The 18,887-nt window shown below is 63.2% G+C and carries 13 protein-coding genes, 1 tRNA gene and 3 pseudogenes; 7 read left to right on the top strand and 10 right to left on the bottom strand.

Annotated elements, in window-relative coordinates; translation table 11 throughout:
• Positions 1-138: 138 nt before the first annotated feature.
• On the top strand, positions 139-2,394 hold the full coding sequence (locus tag ONR75_RS14590) for a type IA DNA topoisomerase (protein WP_265083212.1): 2,256 nt from the start codon (positions 139-141) through the stop codon (positions 2,392-2,394).
• Between the two features lie 489 nt (positions 2,395-2,883).
• On the opposite strand, the gene ONR75_RS14585 is transcribed toward ONR75_RS14590, so the two are convergent.
• The 4 genes and pseudogenes from ONR75_RS14585 to ONR75_RS14570 all read right to left on the bottom strand — a co-directional run bounded on the left by ONR75_RS14585 (position 2,884) and on the right by ONR75_RS14570 (position 7,366).
• Positions 2,884-4,482, bottom strand: coding sequence for a hypothetical protein (locus ONR75_RS14585; protein ID WP_265083211.1), 1,599 nt, complete (start codon positions 4,480-4,482; stop codon positions 2,884-2,886).
• A 181-nt stretch (positions 4,483-4,663) separates the two neighbouring features.
• On the bottom strand, positions 4,664-5,995 hold the full coding sequence (locus ONR75_RS14580; protein WP_413776518.1) for a DEAD/DEAH box helicase family protein: 1,332 nt from the start codon (positions 5,993-5,995) through the stop codon (positions 4,664-4,666).
• A 318-nt stretch (positions 5,996-6,313) separates the two neighbouring features.
• Positions 6,314-7,137: pseudogene (locus tag ONR75_RS14575) on the bottom strand (TOTE conflict system archaeo-eukaryotic primase domain-containing protein); the annotation flags it as partial.
• Positions 7,138-7,289: 152 nt separating this feature from the next.
• A tRNA-Arg gene (locus ONR75_RS14570) sits at positions 7,290-7,366 on the bottom strand.
• A 222-nt stretch (positions 7,367-7,588) separates the two neighbouring features.
• Here ONR75_RS14570 and ONR75_RS14565 point away from each other — a divergent pair.
• Positions 7,589-9,001: a purine-cytosine permease family protein gene (locus ONR75_RS14565; protein WP_265083208.1), complete on the top strand. Its 1,413-nt coding sequence runs from the start codon at positions 7,589-7,591 to the stop codon at positions 8,999-9,001.
• A gap of 83 nt (positions 9,002-9,084) precedes the next feature.
• Here ONR75_RS14565 and ONR75_RS14560 read toward each other — a convergent pair whose 3' ends face one another.
• Positions 9,085-9,243, bottom strand: a complete 159-nt coding sequence (locus ONR75_RS14560; RefSeq protein WP_265083207.1) for a hypothetical protein — start codon at positions 9,241-9,243, stop codon at positions 9,085-9,087.
• 160 nt (positions 9,244-9,403) lie between these two features.
• Between ONR75_RS14560 and ONR75_RS14555 the strand changes: the two genes are divergently transcribed.
• Together ONR75_RS14555 and ONR75_RS14550 are read left to right on the top strand one after the other, a co-directional pair.
• Positions 9,404-9,622: a hypothetical protein gene (locus ONR75_RS14555; protein ID WP_265083206.1), complete on the top strand. Its 219-nt coding sequence runs from the start codon at positions 9,404-9,406 to the stop codon at positions 9,620-9,622.
• A 164-nt stretch (positions 9,623-9,786) separates the two neighbouring features.
• Entirely contained in the window at positions 9,787-10,056 is a 270-nt protein-coding gene (locus ONR75_RS14550; protein WP_265083205.1) for a hypothetical protein, read from the top strand.
• On the opposite strand, the gene ONR75_RS14545 is transcribed toward ONR75_RS14550, so the two are convergent.
• Both ONR75_RS14545 and ONR75_RS14540 read right to left on the bottom strand, forming a co-directional pair.
• Entirely contained in the window at positions 10,025-10,276 is a 252-nt protein-coding gene (locus tag ONR75_RS14545; RefSeq protein WP_265083204.1) for a hypothetical protein, read from the bottom strand. The genes ONR75_RS14550 and ONR75_RS14545 overlap by 32 nt on opposite strands.
• Positions 10,277-10,825: 549 nt before the next feature.
• Positions 10,826-11,287: a hypothetical protein gene (locus tag ONR75_RS14540; RefSeq protein WP_265083203.1), complete on the bottom strand. Its 462-nt coding sequence runs from the start codon at positions 11,285-11,287 to the stop codon at positions 10,826-10,828.
• 515 nt (positions 11,288-11,802) lie between these two features.
• On the opposite strand from ONR75_RS14540, the gene ONR75_RS14535 reads away from it, so the two are divergent.
• Entirely contained in the window at positions 11,803-12,156 is a 354-nt protein-coding gene (locus ONR75_RS14535) for a GrlR family regulatory protein (RefSeq protein ID WP_265083202.1), read from the top strand.
• Between the two features lie 62 nt (positions 12,157-12,218).
• Here the strand turns inward: ONR75_RS14535 and ONR75_RS14530 are convergent, their stop codons facing one another.
• Positions 12,219-14,900, bottom strand: coding sequence for a PAS domain S-box protein (locus ONR75_RS14530; RefSeq protein WP_265083201.1), 2,682 nt, complete (start codon positions 14,898-14,900; stop codon positions 12,219-12,221).
• A gap of 163 nt (positions 14,901-15,063) precedes the next feature.
• On the opposite strand from ONR75_RS14530, the pseudogene ONR75_RS32800 reads away from it, so the two are divergent.
• Together ONR75_RS32800 and ONR75_RS32795 are read left to right on the top strand one after the other, a co-directional pair.
• A pseudogene (locus tag ONR75_RS32800) lies at positions 15,064-16,133 on the top strand (AMP-binding protein); the annotation flags it as partial.
• Positions 16,134-16,178: 45 nt separating this feature from the next.
• Positions 16,179-16,643: a class I adenylate-forming enzyme family protein gene (locus ONR75_RS32795; protein ID WP_413776517.1), complete on the top strand. Its 465-nt coding sequence runs from the start codon at positions 16,179-16,181 to the stop codon at positions 16,641-16,643.
• 188 nt (positions 16,644-16,831) lie between these two features.
• Here the strand turns inward: ONR75_RS32795 and ONR75_RS14515 are convergent.
• Positions 16,832-17,633 (bottom strand): annotated as a pseudogene (locus ONR75_RS14515) (NUDIX hydrolase).
• A gap of 147 nt (positions 17,634-17,780) precedes the next feature.
• Positions 17,781-18,737, bottom strand: coding sequence for a dihydrodipicolinate synthase family protein (locus tag ONR75_RS14510; RefSeq protein ID WP_265083198.1), 957 nt, complete (start codon positions 18,735-18,737; stop codon positions 17,781-17,783).
• Between the last annotated feature and the right edge of the window lie 150 nt (positions 18,738-18,887).

The raw sequence follows: 18,887 nt of genomic DNA, 5'->3' as shown, positions 1-18,887 counted from the left end.
CACACCGCGTCCATCGATCAACATTCGCAAAAAAGTCGGAGCGCCCGACGTTTTACGAATACGAAAATTTGCCTCGACGCGATGTTCATGTTATGTTCTTTTACCGCGAGACTGAGCCGTTCCTTCTGGTAAACCGCAATGCCTGCGCAGATCGTCATCACCGAGAAAACCAGCCAGGCAAAAGATGTCCGTGCCGCCGTTGGCTCACGCTACGGGGATATCCTTCCGGCCGAAGGCCATCTGTTCGACCTACTCGAACCCGAGGATGTTGTTCCGGAGTGGAAGCGGTGGTCAGCGATCCTTTTGCGGCCGGAAGGCCTTTACGACACTCGCCCAGCAGAGGGCGGCAACAAAGCCGCCAAGCTCAAAGCCATTCGCGAGGCCCTTCGTACCGCCAAGCGGGTTTGGCTCGCCACTGATTGCGACCGCGAAGGCCAGCTAATCGGCCAGGAAATTCTTGAGCATTACAAATATAGCGGCGAAGTCCTGCGGGTGCTGTTTACGGCGCAGGACTCGCAGACCATCCGCGATGCATTCGGCCGGGCAAAGCCAAATGCCGAATACGCCCGCCTTTACGCCGCTGCCGTCGCGCGCCGGCAGGCCGACCAAATCTACAACTTGTCACTCACCCGGACTGCAACCGTCATCCTGGGTCGTGGCACGCGGAGAGTGATCGGCGTCGGCCGGGTGAAGACGCCGACCTTGGCCATTGTGTGCAAGCGCGAGTTGGAGATCCGGAACTTCGTGCCCCTCGCCTATTTTGAAGTTGTAGCCACAGCGAAAGTGGAGGGAGGCCGATTTCAGATGCGGCACGCGCCGCAGGATCGGATCGTTCGACGCGAGATTGCCGAAGAAGTCGTCAAAGCAGCCGAAGGCTTCGAGGGCGCGCTCGCTGTGCGTGTCGAAGATAAGCGACAGGGACCGCCCAAGTTGCACGATTTGCCGTCGCTGCAGAAACTCTGCGGCTCTCGCTTCGGCTGGTCCGCCAGCAAGACGCTTGAGGTGGCGCAGGAGCTCTATGATGGCCAGAGCAAGAAGATCATCACTTACCCGCGCGCCGAGGTGCGCTATTTGCCGGCGAGCTTGATTTCGGATGTGCCGCGGATCGTGGCCGGCCTGCGGGTGGGCCAATCGTTCAGCACGATCCCCATGCCCGAGCCGCCAGTCATCCGCAAGGGTGCGAGCGGCAACTTCTACGACAAGGGGCTGGAAGGCGCGAGCCATCACGCCGTCATTCCCAACGTCAACGCGATCGAAAAACTGCCGGAGGTCTGGCCTCGTCTGTCGTCTGACGAGAAGAAACTGTTCGATGTCATCGCGCGGGCATATCTGGCCGCCCTGATGCCTGACTTTCGCTACCGGCAGACAACCGCAACGCTCGACGTGCGCCGCTTCGAATTCCGCGCTGCCGGTCGCCAGCCTATCGATCTCGGCTGGCGAGCCGCCTTCCCAGAGTGGCAACCCGCCGACGAAAAAGGCGATGAGGCGCAATTGCTGCCGCCGCTGCGTAACGGCGAGACCGCACAACTGCAGGACCCCAAAATTGAGGACAAGGAGACCCGACCGCCACCGCGTTACAACGAAGGCACTCTGATCGAGGCCATGCAAAATGCCTGGCGCTTTGTTGAGGATGAGATTCTGCGGGACCGCCTGAAGGAAGCTAAGGGCATTGGCACGCCGGCGACCCGGGCTGAGATCATCGGCGGCCTGAAGAAGCAGGGTTTTCTGATTGCCCAGGGAAAGCACATCGTGCCGACCGAGGCCGGCCTATCGCTGTTCGGTGTTCTCAAACAGGCCGATCCGGCGCTAGTCGATCCGGGCGTGACTGCACAACTCGAATGCCTGCTCGACGATGTCGTCGTCGGCAAGCAGGAGATGGTCGGCGCAATCGACGCCGTGTGTGATGTCGCCCAACGCATCATCGGCAAGCTCATGGAAGGCGCCGCCGTCGGAGGGCCTCCCTTGCTTGGCGCCTCAATAGACAACGGTGCTGCAGCATATCCACCCACGCCTGCGATGAGGCGCTTTGCCGACAGCCTCGCCCGGCAAAACGGCATCAAACCTCCGCCCGGCTACAAGACGTCGATATCGATCTGCGGTGCGTTTCTCAAGCAGCAAGCCCCCAAGAAAGCCGACGGAAAAGCGCTCGGGAAGGCAGAACCGAAATCGATCAGTCCGGCACAGTTTTTGTACGCAACGAAGATCGCGCTCGGGAAAGGCGTCGTCATTCCCGACGAGGCCAAGGCCAATTCGGCTGCCATGGCGGCGTGGATCGACTCGAACAAAGGCACGAAGCGCCGCAAGAGCGGTCGCAAGACCGCTCTCCAGACCGCCGGGATCGACTGCGCCTCAATCGACAGCACCGAGAAAATTAGCCCGAAAACGAAAGGCTGATGCTGCCGCCGGCGCATCAATGCCCACCCAACCATATCCGGCGGCAGGGACACCGCTGCGGATTCCTTATGGCAACAAGGATCTCGCTCTGAAGCTTGGCGCCCGGTATGGCTCGACGGGATGGTATGCCCCGCCTGGAGTTGATCTCTCTGCATTTGGCGAGCGGGGCTGGCTGTAGCGCTCGGCCGCTTCTGATGGTGCCCCCAGAGGAAATTCTATCGCCCCCAGTTTGCATTGACAGTACAGGGACAACTTTGCGTCCCCGGCGTATCCCCAGCGCAAATTGAGACACACGTCGTGCAGCCAAATACGTCAGAGATAGCTTAGTTAGTTAGTCTATTTTGACACCATTCAGAATAGCAATTCTGAACTCTTATGTCATTGACATAGCAATATAATTTTTGGCGACCGATTTCATTGGGAGCCCCGCCTCACTGCCAAATCCCCGAATTCGGCGAAAAGGCAGCGCAAAACGCGTCTGCGGCTCTTTCACATCGGCCCAGCGCTCCTGAGCACCGCGATCGTCCGCAATGCGATATCGCGCATCAACCCGATCTCGGTCATGTCCCGTCCATCGGCGAGCGCTTTTGCGACGATCGCGAGCTCGCGCCAGCATAGGTCGGCCTCCGGTGGAGCCTCGCGCATCCATAGGGCCGTGCGCAAAACAATGTGAGCCCATTTATCACGATGTCGGGCGATGACGCTCTGCAATAGATAAGTAACAAGTTTGGCACGATCACCGCCGCGGGCGCGCTCCACCGCTTGAGCGACCAGCGGGTCGTCCTCGAACCAGGATTCTGCGACGGCCTCCAGCTCGGCAAGTTCGTTGCTCATCCGAAGCACCGATCCGAGCGTGGCGGGCTCACACATCGCCTTGGGGACCTCGGCGAACAGCCCGGCGAGCGTTTCACCAAAGGCCATACGCGCGGGCTGCCAATCGGCACCGCCGATAGTTTCGGCGACTTGGAGCAGGCCGAACGGCGGCGCTTCCCGTTTCTCGATAGTGAGCGCCAGTTCGTGCGCAACGATGCGATCGAGATATGATCGGGATACGGCAAGTGTTGGGGTATCCATCCCGGCGGCGGCGAGACTCATCTCGATCTGGCGGCGCGATTCCGGCTCGCCGCTCCAGGCATCCGCAATCCCGCCTTTGGTCAGGACCGACGATATCCGCTTTTTCCGTCCGGCCGGGGATATCAGCAGGAATCCCTGCGCTGTGGCACCATCGACGGCGGTGGCGACGATTGCCTCGATGCTGCCAGCGCCCCATGGCGCGCAATCGATCCCAGCCGCCCGCGCCTTGCGGATGACCGCGTCGACTTCGGCTCGCTCGTTCTCTGGTCGCCAATTGCGCATTGCGATCAGCCGCCGAACCTCTGTCGGCGTCAGCGAGGCAGCGACCTGTGCAAGCGCGCCGGCAACCGCCCGGCGCACAGTCGAATTTGGGTCGAGCAGGAACAGAACCGCGGCGCCACGCGCTTCGGGGATGCCGGCAAGCGCCAAGCCCACGGCAAAGGCGCTGCGGGTTTCCGTCGGCATGGCATGACCGCTTTCGATCAGCGAGCCCATGGCCAGAAACGGATCGCCGTCGCAGGCTTCGAGGATGCCGGCGAGAGCCGCGTGGACGTTGGTCGGAAGCGGACCGCCCTCGTCCGGGTCGACGGGCTGCCTTGCCGACGCCGCCGCAAGCTCAGGCGATGCCGAGATTTTCGACTGGTGCAGGGCTCCTCCCACAAAGGCAAACATACGGCCGTCGACGTTTCCGGCCTCGACCTGCGCGACGACGTCGGCCTGAAAATCCGCGATCAGTTTGGCTGCGTCCACGTAGCCGCGATCGGTGCGATAACGCAGATGCTCGAGCAGCCGCTGCAGCAGAACCAGATAACCGATCGCAAGCGGCTCATCCCGGCCGGCAGGGGGCATGTGGCGAGCCGCGCCCGTGAAGGCGGCAAAGATTTCGCGTGGAGAGCTTTCGCAATACCGATCGAAGGCATCATTGAATGGGGGCGGTCGACCCTTGGCGATCGCCTGCGCAATCCGTCTCGCATACTCATCCGTCGGCGAGGATTTTGGCTGGGTTCGGCTCATCGAGGCGCCTCCGCGAGATCATTGGCAATGATAGCCGGGAGTTGGTTTCGCTCCTTTCAGATCTGGCGATATCCACTCACAAAATCGGCGCCCTTGGCGTCGGACAGGCTGAAAAGGAATTGTCCTGCTTGGCGGCCTCCTGTAATTCCGCCCGAGCTCTTCTAACTATTTGGTCGCCTGGCTATCGCGTAGCGAGTGCGCTCGATGTTACCACCTGACCGGAAAACAGATCGCGCGCACCCAATATCTTGTATCCAATTGACTGATAGCCAATGCGGCGTTTCGCAGCCATACGGGCCAGAACCGGCACTCTCATGTCGACATAATCATATATGATCACCTCGCGCTTGGCGTCGTTGAGACGATGCAGCCGGCCGGCGTACTGGGCAAGCGTGCCTTTCCATGCAATCGGCATGGTAAGAAAAAGGGTATCGAGGCGAGAATCATCGAAACCCTCGCCGAGGTAGCGTCCGGTCGCGACTATGACACGTTCCTCGCCTTGAGGAATTGCTGCGAGCCGCGCGGCGCTGTCGCGCCGCTGCTTCTCGCTTTGCCCACCGCGCAATACGACCACATGCCTAGCAAAACGCTCAAGACGCTTTGCGATGGTCTCCAAATGGGCGGTGCGCTCAGTTATCACGACGGGGGAGCGGCCCGCCTCAAGAGCACACAAGACGTCATCGAATATCAGATCATTGCGCACTTCATCATCAACCAACTCCTTGAAAACATCCTGAATGGAAGGAGCAGGGGTCCCCAATGTGGCTTGAAGTTGGAAGCTGGTATCCCGGATCCGCACCACGTGATCGAATGGGCGCTTGGCTGCCTCGGTTCGTGCATCCACGCGATGGCGAACGGGACCACATTGCATAACGATGATCGGGTGATGTCCGTCTTTTCGCGTAACCGTTGCTGACAGACCGAGAATGTAGCGAGCCTTGCTGCGGCGCGCGACCAGTTCAAAGCTTACCGCCGACAAATGGTGGCATTCGTCGACTACGAGATGCCCATAATTGCCGACGATATCATCGACTTCTCCCTTGCGAACCAGGCTCTGGATCAGGGCGACGTCAACCTGACCTTTCGGCTTGCGACGACCGCCGCCGATCATGCCGATCGCGTCACGCGGCATAGTTGAGAACGCTGTGAGCCTCTCGATCCATTGATCCATCAGCTGACGGCGGTGAACGAGGATCAATGTATTCCGTCCGCGCTCGGCCATCATCCGGATGGCTAGGATCGTCTTGCCGAACGCCGTCGTTGCCGCGAGCACGCCGGTGTCATGCGGCAACAGGGCTGTGATCGCGGCTTCCTGATCGGAGCGTAATGCGCCAGTGAAGGCAAATGGGATCGGCGCACCGATAGCGCGGCAATCTTCGATCGTTACTGCAATTCCAACTGACACGAGGAGATCGCGGACGGCGTCGAAGCAGCCGCGAGGTAAAGCAATGTGACGGCTGGTCAACTCTGCGCAGGAGATGATCCGAGGCTTGTCATGGGTCGATCGTCGCATTGCTTGTGCAGCGTAGAATTCTGGGTTCTGGAACGCCGCGAGACGAATAAGGCGCGCGATCAAGGGTGGCGGTAGCGCGTGACGCAGGATGTAAATCTGGTCGGCCTGCACGATGGTGATCGCGCTTGGCAGTGGCTCGCTTATTGCTGGCGTTGGTTGTCGGCGCGATGGTGGGGCAAGCCACGGTTCTTCGTCTTCGTCGACAAGAGGAATACGTACGCCGAGAAGTTTTCCAGATGCACTCGCTTCCTCGACCAGATGATCCACCCTCGATCGCGCGATAGGTTCAATCGCTGACAGGAAGGCCCATTGATCCAGATATGGCGAACAAGACTCGTCGATGAACACGCTGTTGCCAGCACTTCGCGCGAGTCCCTGAAGCGGCAAGGCAATCAAATTACCGAAGCCACCCGCAGGCATTGTATCTTGGCTCGGGAAAAACCGATCGTAGGATCCGAATCCGATATCGGGGACACGTTCCATCGTGTCGGTGATTAGGAAGGCCCCGAGACGGCGCGCTGACGCCGCCGGTATCGGTTCCTCGAAAAAATCCAAGCGTGAGCACCGTTTCCGGATCGCGACCGCTCGACGGCAACAGGAATTTTGTGGCGCTGACAGGTCTCCCTGAACGCGAAGACATCTCTTCGCCATTCCCCTTCGTCGAAATCCGCGGCCAGGAACGAACAGGTATTATCCGCAAGCATCGGATAGACACCCATAACGAACGGGACGCCATTCGTGTCAGTCCCGCGTAGATGGCGATTGATCGACACTTCATCTACGGCCCGGAATGCCTGATTTGGACATGCCGAACATTTGACTTTTGGTTTTTCGCAAATCCCACGCTGCCACTCATTTGCACAGGCAGGTGCGTACCCGCTGCGCCCCGTCGTGCGATTCTCCCAACGGATGGGGAAGACATCTGAGCGGCCGCGGAAAAGCCGGCGAAACAGAGCAATCTTGTTTTCGATTGTCGAATTCCGGTCGATGGGATCGCCGGCTTTTGCCGAAGGGACCGCTTTGATGGCCGCGGCCTCTTCACTCAGCACCGATCGCAGGGTGTTAATCTCGGCTAAGATCTCCGCGCGCTCGCGTTCCAGCGCCGTGAGCCGCACCACGAGTTCGGTGATTCTGGCGTCCATTTGAGTCATCGTGAAGGTTGGCTTGCGCCAATATTATCCAATATCAGCTTGACGCAATTTTGCTTCGCCGGATAGCCGCGCAAGAAGGGGGCCGATCACAATCGGCCGATCCAAGTCCCGAGTTCGCAGTTTTATTCTGAATGGTGGCAATTTGGCGCACTCGGAGCGATTCGAACGCCCGACCCTCGGAATCGAAATCCGATGCTCTATCCAGCTGAGCTACGAGTGCAGTGGCCGCACCATAGCTGCGAAAGCGGCGAAAGCCAGCCCCCGCGGCGGCGTGAACATCCGGTGCCCGCGGGTTTTCCACGGCGCCGGACCTAATGCCCAAGCGCGCTGGCTCCGCACGCGGTTCCCAGGCAACCGGCTTTCATGCCGGACGCGCCGCCCCGTGGCATGCCTCCTGCATAAATTACCCCGGGTCCATCGCTGCAACGATACGGGGGGTATCATGACGAATTCCGAATTCCGGGCCGATGATCACAGCATCGCGCCAATTCCCGACGCTGACCGGGACTCCACCGGGCCGCAGCAGATGTGGATCTGGGCGGGGGCCAATATCGCGCCGGTGAACTGGGCGCTGGGCGCGCTCGGCATCATCCTCAAGCTCGGCCTGATGGAGACCATCGCGGTCATCGTCATCGGCAACCTGTTCGGCTGCGCCATCTTCGCCGCCTTCACCGTGATGGGCCACAAGACCGGGGTCAACCAGATGGTGCTGGCCCGCTCGGCCTTCGGCCGCCGCGGCGCCTATCTGCCCAGCCTGCTGATGTTCCTGATGACTTTGTGCTGGATCGGCGTGAACACCTACTTCCCGGTCAAGATCTCCATGGCCATCCTCACCCCGTTCGGCGTCCCCGACAACGGCATCGCCACCTTCATCGTCACCACGCTGGTGATGGTGGTGCAGATGTGGATCGGCATCTACGGCTTCTACGCCATCCGCACCTTCGAGAAGTATACGGTGCCGGTGACGGTCGCCATCATGGTGCAAATGAGCGTGCTGGCCTGGAGCCAGGCCGGCGTCGTCAACTGGGGCCTGAAGAGCTCGCTGCCGCCGGGCGCCCATCTCGCTATGCTGTCGCTGCTGATGACCGCGGTCGGCGTCGGCTGGGGCATTTCCTGGGTCACCTGGGCGTCGGACTATTCGCGCTTCGTGCCGCGCAGCGTCTCGTCGAAAGAAGTGTTCTGGTACAGCTATATCGGCATGTTCGTGCCGAGCGTGTGGCTGGCCATCCTCGGTGCCACCATTGCATCGGTGACGCTCGACGCCGATCCCGCCAAGATGGTCTCTGCGGTGTTCGGCGGCTTCGCGGCGATCCTGGTGTTGCTGATGGTGCTGCACGGCCCGATCGCCAGCAACATTCTGAACGTCTATTCGGCGGCGCTGGCAGCGCTCAGCATGGGCCTGAAACTGTCACGCACAATGCTGGCGCTGATCGTCGGTATCGCCGGCTATCTGGTGACCATCTACTTCATCCTTGCACCGGACTTCGCCAAGGCATTCGACAATTGGATGATCAGCCTGCTGATGTGGATGAGCCCCTATGCCGGCGTCATCCTCGCCGACTTCTACATCAAGCGCAAAGGCGTCATCGACGTGCCCGCGCTTTACGCCTCGCCGGAGACCAGCATCTATGGCGACATCAACTGGAACGGCATGATCGCCTTCGTCGCAGGCCTGGTCTGCGGCTGGCTGTTCCAGGACGGTCTGGTGCCGGCGCTGCAGGGGCCGATCTCCATCAATCTGCTCGGCGGTGCCGATCTGAGTTGGCTGGCCGGCATCGGCGTCGCCGGCGGCACCTATCTGCTGCTCGACAAGCGGACCGCGCCCGCGCCGATCGCCGTCACCGCCGGCGAATAACGCGGGCGGATCGCACACACAAAGGTCGCCGGCATCAGAAATGCCGGCGTCCTTCGAATGAGAAAGGGTTGGGCCGGAGCTGGCTATTCCACGCGGCTGAGCAACTCCCGCGATGCCAGCTTGACGTAGTCACGCTGCAGCGCCTCGTAGTATTCGCGCGCATCCGGGCAGCTCTCCTGCTCCGCCATGGTGCGGTACTTCTCGGCCTCTTCACGATAAAGCTCGGACTTGTCGGTGGTCATGGCATTCGCCTCCACCAGGAAAACCTCTCAGCGGCCGAAACGTTCGCTTTCCCGCGCGCGAGATATCTCGGGTTCCCCGGGGAACAGGGACCGGCGCTGATGCGTTTGCCTGAACGCGTGAGTTGCGGTGCGTGCGGACAACCGATCAGCGGGAGCGCCAATGAAGGATTTTTCCAACGCCTCCTTTTCCCCGGACATGATCTCGGTCATGCAGCAGGCGCTTGACGGCGCGGTCGCGACGCTGCCGCAACCGGTCAATTCCTCTCATGTGCAATCCATTGCCGAGTCGATCCTGCGCACCACCAAGGAAGGCGAGCGCGATCTGACCGCGCTACGGACCATCGCCCTGCTGGAATTGCAGATCGTCGATCGCAAGTAGCCCCCTGCGCGATCCCGGACGACATGTGCCGATCCCCGCACCTTACCGCGATTGAGGACACGTGGCCGGCGACGGTGGCGCGCAGCAAGCCCGACGAAAGTTGGTCTTGCTGCAGTGCAACCAGATGCATAAATGCGCGTTATCGCCTCATCACGGAGGTCGCCATGTCCTACGCACTGTTCTCCAATACCGTCCAGGTCAGCCAAGCCTTCCGCACCAAAGCGGAGGTGTGGAAACATGCCGCCGACAGCGGTCTGGTGATCGAGGTGTCTTCCGCCGAGGAAGATCCCCCGCGCCGCATTCTCGCCAAGGGCTATACTATCGACGCCTGCGCCCCGGATATCGCAGCCGGGCCGGCGGTCGGCGCGCTCAGCCTGGCGCCGATCATCACCGGCTGTTCGGTCAATCAGCCGTCGGCAGCCGCCGCATCGTGAATTCGATGGCACCGTCCGGCAATTCGCGCCAGCGCTCGACCTCGGTCATATAGGCCTGCCTGGAAAAACGATCGAAGAACGCCCGCGCGATCTGGCGGGCGTTTTCGCGCGAGTCCGTGAAGGTCTCCCGCAGGAAGCCATCTTCGGATGTCGGCGCGCGGCGTTGCCTGTCTCGCCGGCCGGCCATGCGTTCCGCCAGATCGCGCGGCGATTTCGGCATCGCGACTGCTCCACGAAAGATCGACCTTAGCTTGCCATGGCGGGCGTGCCGGTCAAGCCGCGGCAACAAGAAAGGGCGCCCCGTTGCCGGGGCGCCCTTTCCGTCTCGCTGAACCAAGGCGCTAAGGCGCCCTTTGCCAGGCTCATCACTGAGCGTTAGCGGGCGGCCTCAGCGAGGTGACAGCGCTTTGAGTGAAACACTGGATCACCTCCTTTCGTTGTTGATGGTCCCAACAGTATAGGAACGGTTTTCGCTTCTGTTAAGGGGCCATCGCGGCAGCGAGCCATGCATTCACGTCACGGAACCGGTCGGCCGACGAGCAGAACGCGAGCTGGATCCAACTCCCCAGAAGCGTGTCCCGGACGCAGCGCACTACGCCTCCGTCAGGAGGCGTAGTGCGCTGCAGATCCGGGACCCGCCACAAACGATAGCGCCTGATACGGTCCCGGCTTTGCGGAGCGGCATAGCGGCGATGCAAGAGCATCGCCTGAGAATGCCGCACCGCGTCCGGGACAAGATTGGAACGCTTCAGTCTTGATGGCTCAGACTCTAGGTCATGCTGCCCGGCATGAAGCAACGGATGAGAATTCCGGTATCGCCCCGCATCGGCCAGACCATGGTGCGGCCCACGCGGTTGGGCGCGGTGATCACCGCTTCGTCGGGCACGTCCAGCCATTTGCCGTCGAGCCGCACGCGATAATGTCCGCCGCTGGACTCCCAGTCGACATCGCTGACCGCGCTGCCATCGGCATCGGAGCAGCACGGCCCCTTGCCTGATCGCAGACTGTCGAACCACGCCTTCAGATCCGGCGACGTGGCGGCGTACTGACCGTTGTCGCGCGCCATCACCGCATGCGACAACGGCAATGCTGCAGCGGCAAGTATCAGGACGCGTGCCGGCAATGATATCCGGCGACGTCTGCGGTGCCTGCCGCAGCGCGGTTGTTGGTATCTGGCTGCTTCGTCACGCAGACACGGCGCATCGGCGCCGGACATCATCCAGTCGCTCATTGCCTTGCTCCAGCTCCCGGCCAGTGCAACTATCGTCAAGAAACGTTATGCATTTCGCGGGCCATATTCCCGCGGCTTTTCGCGACGCTCACGCAAATCTCATCAGATCGTAAGAAGACGTCGGCAGCGACACCGACGCTGCAGGCAACGCAACACCTCACCCGCCATGCCGGCCAGGTTATTCCGCAGGGCGGTCACGACACACGCTGCACGCGGTCGAAATCACGCGCCGAAAGAGCTGTCAGCGATCGCCTGGACTGAGTCGATCGCGCCGCGGCTCTTGCGCCTGCCGCCCAAATCCGTCGGCGGACTGCTTCGATTACATCACAGCAGACTACGCGATTCCGGCCCAACCATGTCGCTACTCTTTGCGGTGCAGCGCAATTCAGCGTGATGAAAGCGCCCGCCCCCGCGCAACCTGCTGCCGGTGCGCGGGATTCGTTGACGCTGGTCCCCGGAATTTGGCATAAACACATTTGCGCGACTGGGGGACACGGTCGCGCCACCGGGACATTATGAAAAACGCATTGTATTCGATCCACGTCGATTTGCTCGATGGGCGCTCGGGCAAGGGTAGCGGTGTCGTGGTTTTTCGCGACGGCCAGATCCTCGGCGGCGACGCCTTCCTGTTCTATACCGGCAGCTATGTGATCAACGCCGAGGCCCGCACGCTCAAGGGCGAGATCACGGTCAAGCAGCACACGCCGAGCCCGGCCATGAGCCCGCTGTTCGGCGGCCCGCAGCCGGTCGGCATCGGCGTCACCGGCACCTACGACGACAAGTCCGCGGTGATGAACGGCACCGCGCTGGTCGGCAAGCACAGCCAGATTTTTCGCGCGACGCTGCGCTGGCTGGCCGATACCGAATGACTCTCCGCCGGTGAACCGGTCGCGACGCGGGCGCCCCAACCCTGCCCGCAACAGGCGCAGCGCTATTCCGCGACCACATCGGGCGGCGCCACCCGCGGCAGGATGATCTGGATCCGGGTGCCGTTGCCGGGATCGGAATGCAGGTTGAGCCGGCCGCCGAGGCGATTGGTGACGATGCTGTAGACGATATGCAGGCCGAGCCCGGTGCCGCCCTGGTCGCGGCGGGTGGTGAAGAACGGATCGAAGGCGCGGCGGCGCACCTCCGGCGTCATGCCGACGCCGTTGTCGGCGAACAGGATCTCCACATGGTCGGCGCCGGACTCCTGGATCCGGACCTCTACCTTGCCGCCCCCGCCGCTGGGAAAGGCATGCGCCACCGCATTGAGAAACAGGTTGGTCAGCACCTGGCCGTAAGGGCCGGGATAGGAGTTCATGATCAGGTTGGGCCGGCAATCCACCGACAGCGCCAGGTTCTGCGACCGCAGCCCCGGCTTCAGGCTCATCACCACCTGCTCGGTGAGATCTGCGAGGTCGAACTCGCGCTGGTCGGAATAGTTGCGGTCGGCCGCCACCTGCTTGAACGACTGGATCAATTCGGCCGCGCGGTTGAGATTGCCGACCAGCTGCGACGCGGCATCGCGGTTGGATTCGATGAAGTCCATCAGGCTGGAGCGGCGCAGCTCGCCGCGCGCCACCTCCTCCGCGAACATGGCGATCTTGCGCTCCAGCGACGACGCCACCGTGAGGCTGATGCCGACGGGATTGTTGACCTCATGGGCGACGCCGGCAACGAGGCGGCCGAGAGCCGCCAGCTTCTCCGCCTCGATCAGCGAGTTCTGCGTCTCGCGCAGATTGCGCAGCGCTGCCTCGGCGGCGTCTTTGGCCTTGCGCATCTCCTGTTCGCTGCGCTTGCGCTCGCCGATGTCCAGCGCCACCGTGACGATATTCTCGATCTTGCCGTCGGGCGACAGCAGCGGCTGCTTGTTGACCAGCCACTGCCGCATGGCGCCGGCCGCGTCCTGATATTCCTCCTCGTAGAAACCGAGGCCCTCCCCCGAGGCCAGCACGCGCTTGTCGGGGTCGCTGGTCTTGGCCGAGCCGTAGCGTGACATCAGTTCGCCGGTGGTGCGGCCCAGCGCCTCGTCCGGCTCGATGCCGAAGATGCCCGCCATGTAGCGATTCATCAGCACGTAGCGCAGCTGCTTGTCCTTGACGTTGATGACGGCCGGCACGGTGTCGATGACCTGCTGCAGCAGCCGGCGGCCTTCCTGCACCGCGGCCTCGGCACGCTTCTGGTTGGTGATGTCGCGCACGGTGCCCTCGTAGCGGACCACCGCGCCGGTCTCGTCGCGGACCGCGGTGGCGCTGTCGGAGAGCCAGAGGATCGTGTGTTGCCGCTGCCGCACCTGGTATTCGAACTCGCGCACCATGCCGTCGCGCTCCATCCGCATCTGGTATTCGGCGCGCGCGGCGGGATCGACATAGATGGAGCCGGCAATGTCGAGAGTGGCCCGGATCAATTGCTCCGGCGACTCGTAGCCCATCATCCGCGCCAGTGCCGGATTGGCATTCAGCAGCGCGCCCGCTGGAGTGGTCACATAGATGCCGTCGACGGAGCCTTCGAACAGCTTGCGGTAGCTCTCCTCGGCCAGGCGCTGTTCGGCCAGCGCGTGCACCGCCGCCTCGCGCGCGGCGTCGGCGTCCACCAGGGTCCGGCGGAACACTTCCGCGGCACGGGCGATGTCGCCAATTTCGTTGTCGATCTCGGTGGCGGGGATCGAAATATGCTGGGCGCCGCCTTCCAGCGCGCGCATGGCCCGGGCGATGGCCTTCAGCGGCCGCACCGTGCGGCGCACCACGAACAGGGCCGCCAGCAGCCCGACCAGGACGCCGGCACTGCCCAGCGCGATGCTCTGCCACTTCGCCTCGGTCAGGGTGCGCGCAAAGTCCCGCGACAGCACGCGCCCGCGCCGCGCGCTGAGTTCGCGCAGCAGTTCGGTGACGCGTCCGATCAGCCGACCCTCGGTGCCCAGCACCTCCTTGTCGAGATCGCTGATCTCGCTCTCGGTCCCGGCAATCGCAACGATGGCATCGGCATAGTCGTCGGCGGCGGTGCGCAGCGCGGGGTCGCCGATGGGCAGCGCGCGCATCCGCTGCGCCGCCTGCTCGGCGCCGAGCGGATCGCGCGCCAGCAAGGCGGAGCTGACCTCGTTCTGCCCCCTGAACAGGCTGCGGGCGGTGCCCCGGTCGGGCATCTCGCCGATCGCCGCCTCGAATTTCTCGCGCAGCGGCGCCAGCGTGCTGACCAGGCTGGCACGGCGGGCAATCAGCGCCGAAACCCGCTCAATCCCCTCCCGATAGCTGGCCAGCCTTGCGGCGACGCCGTCGATCATCTCGCGCTGCTCGGGCGCCAGCTCGATCCGGGTCTTCTTCAGCAGCTCGCCCAGCGTCGCGGCGGCTTGCGACACCCGCTCCGGACGGGCGTCGGGATCGGTGACGAAATCCCGCGCCGCCAGCCGCAGCCCGTTCATGCGACGGTCGATTTCCTCGGCGAGATCGCCCAGCGACTGCAGCCGCTGCAATTCCCCGAAGGTGTTGTCGATATGGCGGATCGCGACCACGCTGCCGATGCTCGTCACCAGGATGACCGCCAGCACCAGCAGAAACCCGCTGAAAGTCAGCTGGCCGATCGTAAGCGAGGACGAGCGGACCCGCCGAAAAAACGCCGCGACTGCAGAAAGCATGATGGGTACGACCGGCTCCAAACCGCGGCAATATAAGCCGAGTTTGGCCTGCGGGGGAACGGCCAAGCGTCGTCATGGCAGCTTGCGGGCGGCCCTTGCCTGACTATGATCGCCGGCCAAGAGGCGCGCAAGCGTCCGCATCGTTGATCACAGGGAGAACGCCATGAATATCACCCAGGGCCTGCGCCGGGTGCTGCAGACCAATCCGCTGGGCATCGCGACGGTTGACGGCGGCCGCCGCCGGAGCTGGCGTGACGTCGGCGACCGCGTGGCGCGGCTGGCGGGCGGGCTCAAGGGCCTCGGTCTCAAACCGGGCGACCGCGTGGCGGTGCTGATGCTGAATTCCGACCGCTATCTGGAGCTCTATCTCGGCGTCGCCTGGGCCGGTGCGGTGATCGTGCCGACCAACGTGCGCTGGAGCGCAGCCGAGATCGCCGACTCGCTGGTGGATTGCCGGGCTTCGGCGCTGGTGGTGGACGCCACCTTCGCCGCGATGGGCGTCGACCTCGTCAAGGCCATGCCGGCAACGGTGAAGCTGACACTGATCCATGCCGACGACGTAGCCGGCCCCTCCGAGGCCCATGATTACGAGCGCCTGGTCGCGGGCAGCGCCCCGGTGCCCGACGCCATGCGCGGCCGCGAGGACCTCGCCGGCATCTTCTACACCGGCGGCACCACCGGCCGCTCCAAGGGGTGATGCTGAGCCATGGCAACATCGTCGCCAATTCGCTGCACATGCTGGCCGAGGGATTCCTGCCGGACGGCACGATCTATCTCAACGCAGCGCCGATGTTTCACGTCGCCAATGGCGGCGCCATGTTCGCCCAGCTGATCTCCGGCGGCACCAACGTGATCGTGCGGATGTTCAACCCCGAACTGGTGATGCAGGTGATCGAAAAGGAAAAGGTCACGTCGACCCTGATCGTGCCGACCATGATCCAGATGCTGACCGATCATCCGAATTTCCACACCGCCGATCTCTCCTCGATGGAGCAGATCATGTACGGCGCCTCGCCGATCAACCAGGCGCTGCTCAACCGCGCCATGGCCGGGCTGCCGAACGTTGAATTTCACCAGCTCTACGGCATGACCGAACTGTCGCCGCTGGCCACCCACCTGCCCTGGCACCAGCACTTCGGCGAGGAAGCCACGGCCAAGAACCGGCAGCGCGCCTGCGGCCGCGCCGCCATCGGCTGCGAAGTGCGCATCGTCGGCCCGGACCGCAAGCCGGTCGGCACGGGTGAGGTCGGCGAAGTCGCGGTGCGCGGCGACAATGTGATGATGGGCTACTGGGAGCGGCCGGAGGAAACGGCCAAGGCCGTGATCGACGGCTGGATGCACACCGGCGACGGCGGCTACATGGACGAGGAAGGCTACGTCTACCTCGTCGACCGCATGAAGGACATGATCATCTCCGGCGGCGAGAACGTCTATTCCATCGAGGTGGAGAACGTGGTGGCGCAGCATCCCGCGGTGGCGCAATGCGCGGTGATCGGCATTCCCGATCCGCAATGGGGCGAGACCGTGCACGCCATCGTCATCGCCAAGGCCGGCGCGCAGCTCAACGCCGCCGAACTGGTGGCGTTCTGCAAGGACCGCATCGCCGGCTACAAATGCCCGCGTAGCATCGACGTGCGCTCCGAACCGTTCCCGTTGTCCGGAGCCGGCAAGGTGTTGAAACGCGAATTGCGGCGGCCGTTCTGGGATGACACCGCGGCGGCGGTTCAGGCGAAAGCGGGATAACCTACCCGAGCCCGCCACACCCACCCCACCGTCATCCTGAGGCGCCGTCGCGTAAGCGACGGCCTCGAAGGATGGGCCGCAAGTTCCGACGCTCGTCGCCGCATCCTTCGAGGCTCGCCGTGGCGGCGGAGCAAGAGCTCCGCCTGAGGCGAGCGCCTCAGGATGACGGCTGTTGTATTTGCTGCGGCCTACGGCGCGCCGGTCATCTCAAACACCTCGCCGTCGTAGCCGGCCTCGGCGGGAATCCGCAGTTGGCGCTTGTCGCCGTCGCGGCTGACCACCGGCATGACGGTGACGATGGTGCTGGCGCGCGCATGGTCCAGCGCCGACTGCACGCCGGGCTGCTTGCCGAGCTTGATCAGGCTGCGGGTGGTCGGAAACGGCAGCGTGAACCGGCCGTTGTCGCCGCCTTCCAGCGCCTCGCGCGGCGACAGCCAGATCGAGTCGGTGGATTCCTTGCCGTCATGCATGCCGAGTTGCTCGGGCGGCGCGGCGGCGAGGAAGAACCAGGTGTCGAAACGTTTCTTCATGCCTTCCGGCGTGATCCAGTGCGCATAGGGCACCAGCAGATCGAGCGCCAGCACCAGGCCATTGTCGGCCAGAATCTGCGCAAAACTGATCTTGCCTTCGTTCAGCGCATCGCGATGGGCGTCGGCAATCTCGGCCGCCCGCGCCGCCGGGATCAGGTCGTCCGATCCGCGCAGCCGCGCCAGCAGGATGCGGCTTTCCTCGAAAGTCTCGCAGAATCGCGGCAATGCGGAAGCTCAGCGTCGTGGCGTCGAGGCCGTCGCTGCCGGCATAGAGTTCTGGCCTGCCGATAATCTCGTGATCGCCAGCATCGACGCTGCCGCCGGGAAACACCAGCGCGCCGGAAGCAAACTCGATCTGATAGTGCCGCACCATCATGAAGACTTCGATGGCGTCCGACGCGCCTTCCCGCAGCAGCAGGATGGTGGAGGCAGGACGCGCAACGCCGGGCTCGCTGGCCATTCGAATTCACTCCCTGATCGGCATTCTTGGGGATGCTCAATCTGTAGGATGGGTAGAGCGTAGCGAAACCCATCACGTTCGCAACAACGATGGGTTTCGAGAACAAGCGCTTCCGCGCTTGCTCTCTCTACCCATCCTACAAGGTTATTACTCCGCCGCGCTGGCCTGCGGCGTCAGGTTGGCGCGCTTATCGAAACGGGCGACGCGCGACAAGAGATAGTCGATCTCCGCCTTGGCCATCGCGGTGATCGCCGAGCCGGGCTTGCGCTGCGCGGCCGAGGCAATGGCGCCGCGCTTGTGAAGCACGTACTTGCGCGCGGCGAGGCCGATGGCTGGCTGCTGCTCGTAGCGGATCAATGGCAGATGCGCGTCGAACAGGTCGTGCGCCTCATCGCGCTTGCCCTGCTTCGACAGCTTCACCACGTCGACCAGCAGTTCCGGGAAAGCATAGCCGGTCATGGCGCCGTCGGCGCCGCGCTCCATCTCGAAATCGAGGAACAACCCGCCATTGCCGGTGAGGATCGACAGCTCGCGCAGGGAGCCGTCCTTCTGGAAGCCGCGCAAGGCGGAGATCTTCTCGAGGCCCGGCCAGTCCTCGTGCTTGAGCATCACGCAGGACTTGGAGTCCATGACGATCTTGCGGATCACCGCCGGCGTCATCACCACCGTGAGGGTCAGCGGATAATCCTGCAGCACCCAGGGAATGTCGGAGCCGATGGCCTCCTCGGCCTGCTTGAAATAGCTGGTGATCTGGTCGTCGGTGCGCAGCGTCGGCGGCGGCGCGATCATCACGCCGGCGGCGCCGGCATCCATGGATGCCCGGGCCAGCGCGCGCATCGCGGCAAAGCCCGGCGAGGAGACGCCAACGATGATCTGCATCTTGCTGCCGGCACGCTTGACGAAGCGCGTGGCGACCACCTGGGCCTCCGCAGCCTCGAGCTTGGGGGCTTCGCCCATGATGCCGAGCACGGTGATGCCGCCGCAGCCGGCCTCGGCATAGAAATCGGTCAGCCGGTCGATGGACGCATCATCGACACGGCCGTCGTCGTGGAACGGGGTCGGTGCGATGGCAAAGGTGCCGGCGGCTTGGGGAGTCAGTTTCATCATGGGCCTCTGTGGATGGATGGGACCATTCTAGAGGGAAACATCGGGCTTGTCCGCCCCCTGTTCGTGTCCCGGACGCGATGCGGCATCTCAGGCGATGCCCTTGCATCGCCGATATGCCGTTCAACAGAGCCGGGACCGCCCAAAGCG

Origin of the sequence: Rhodopseudomonas sp. P2A-2r, assembly GCF_026015985.1 — a bacterium.
Taxonomy (GTDB): Bacteria; Pseudomonadota; Alphaproteobacteria; order Rhizobiales; family Xanthobacteraceae; genus Tardiphaga.
This window is presented reverse-complemented; position numbering and strand designations above follow the sequence as displayed.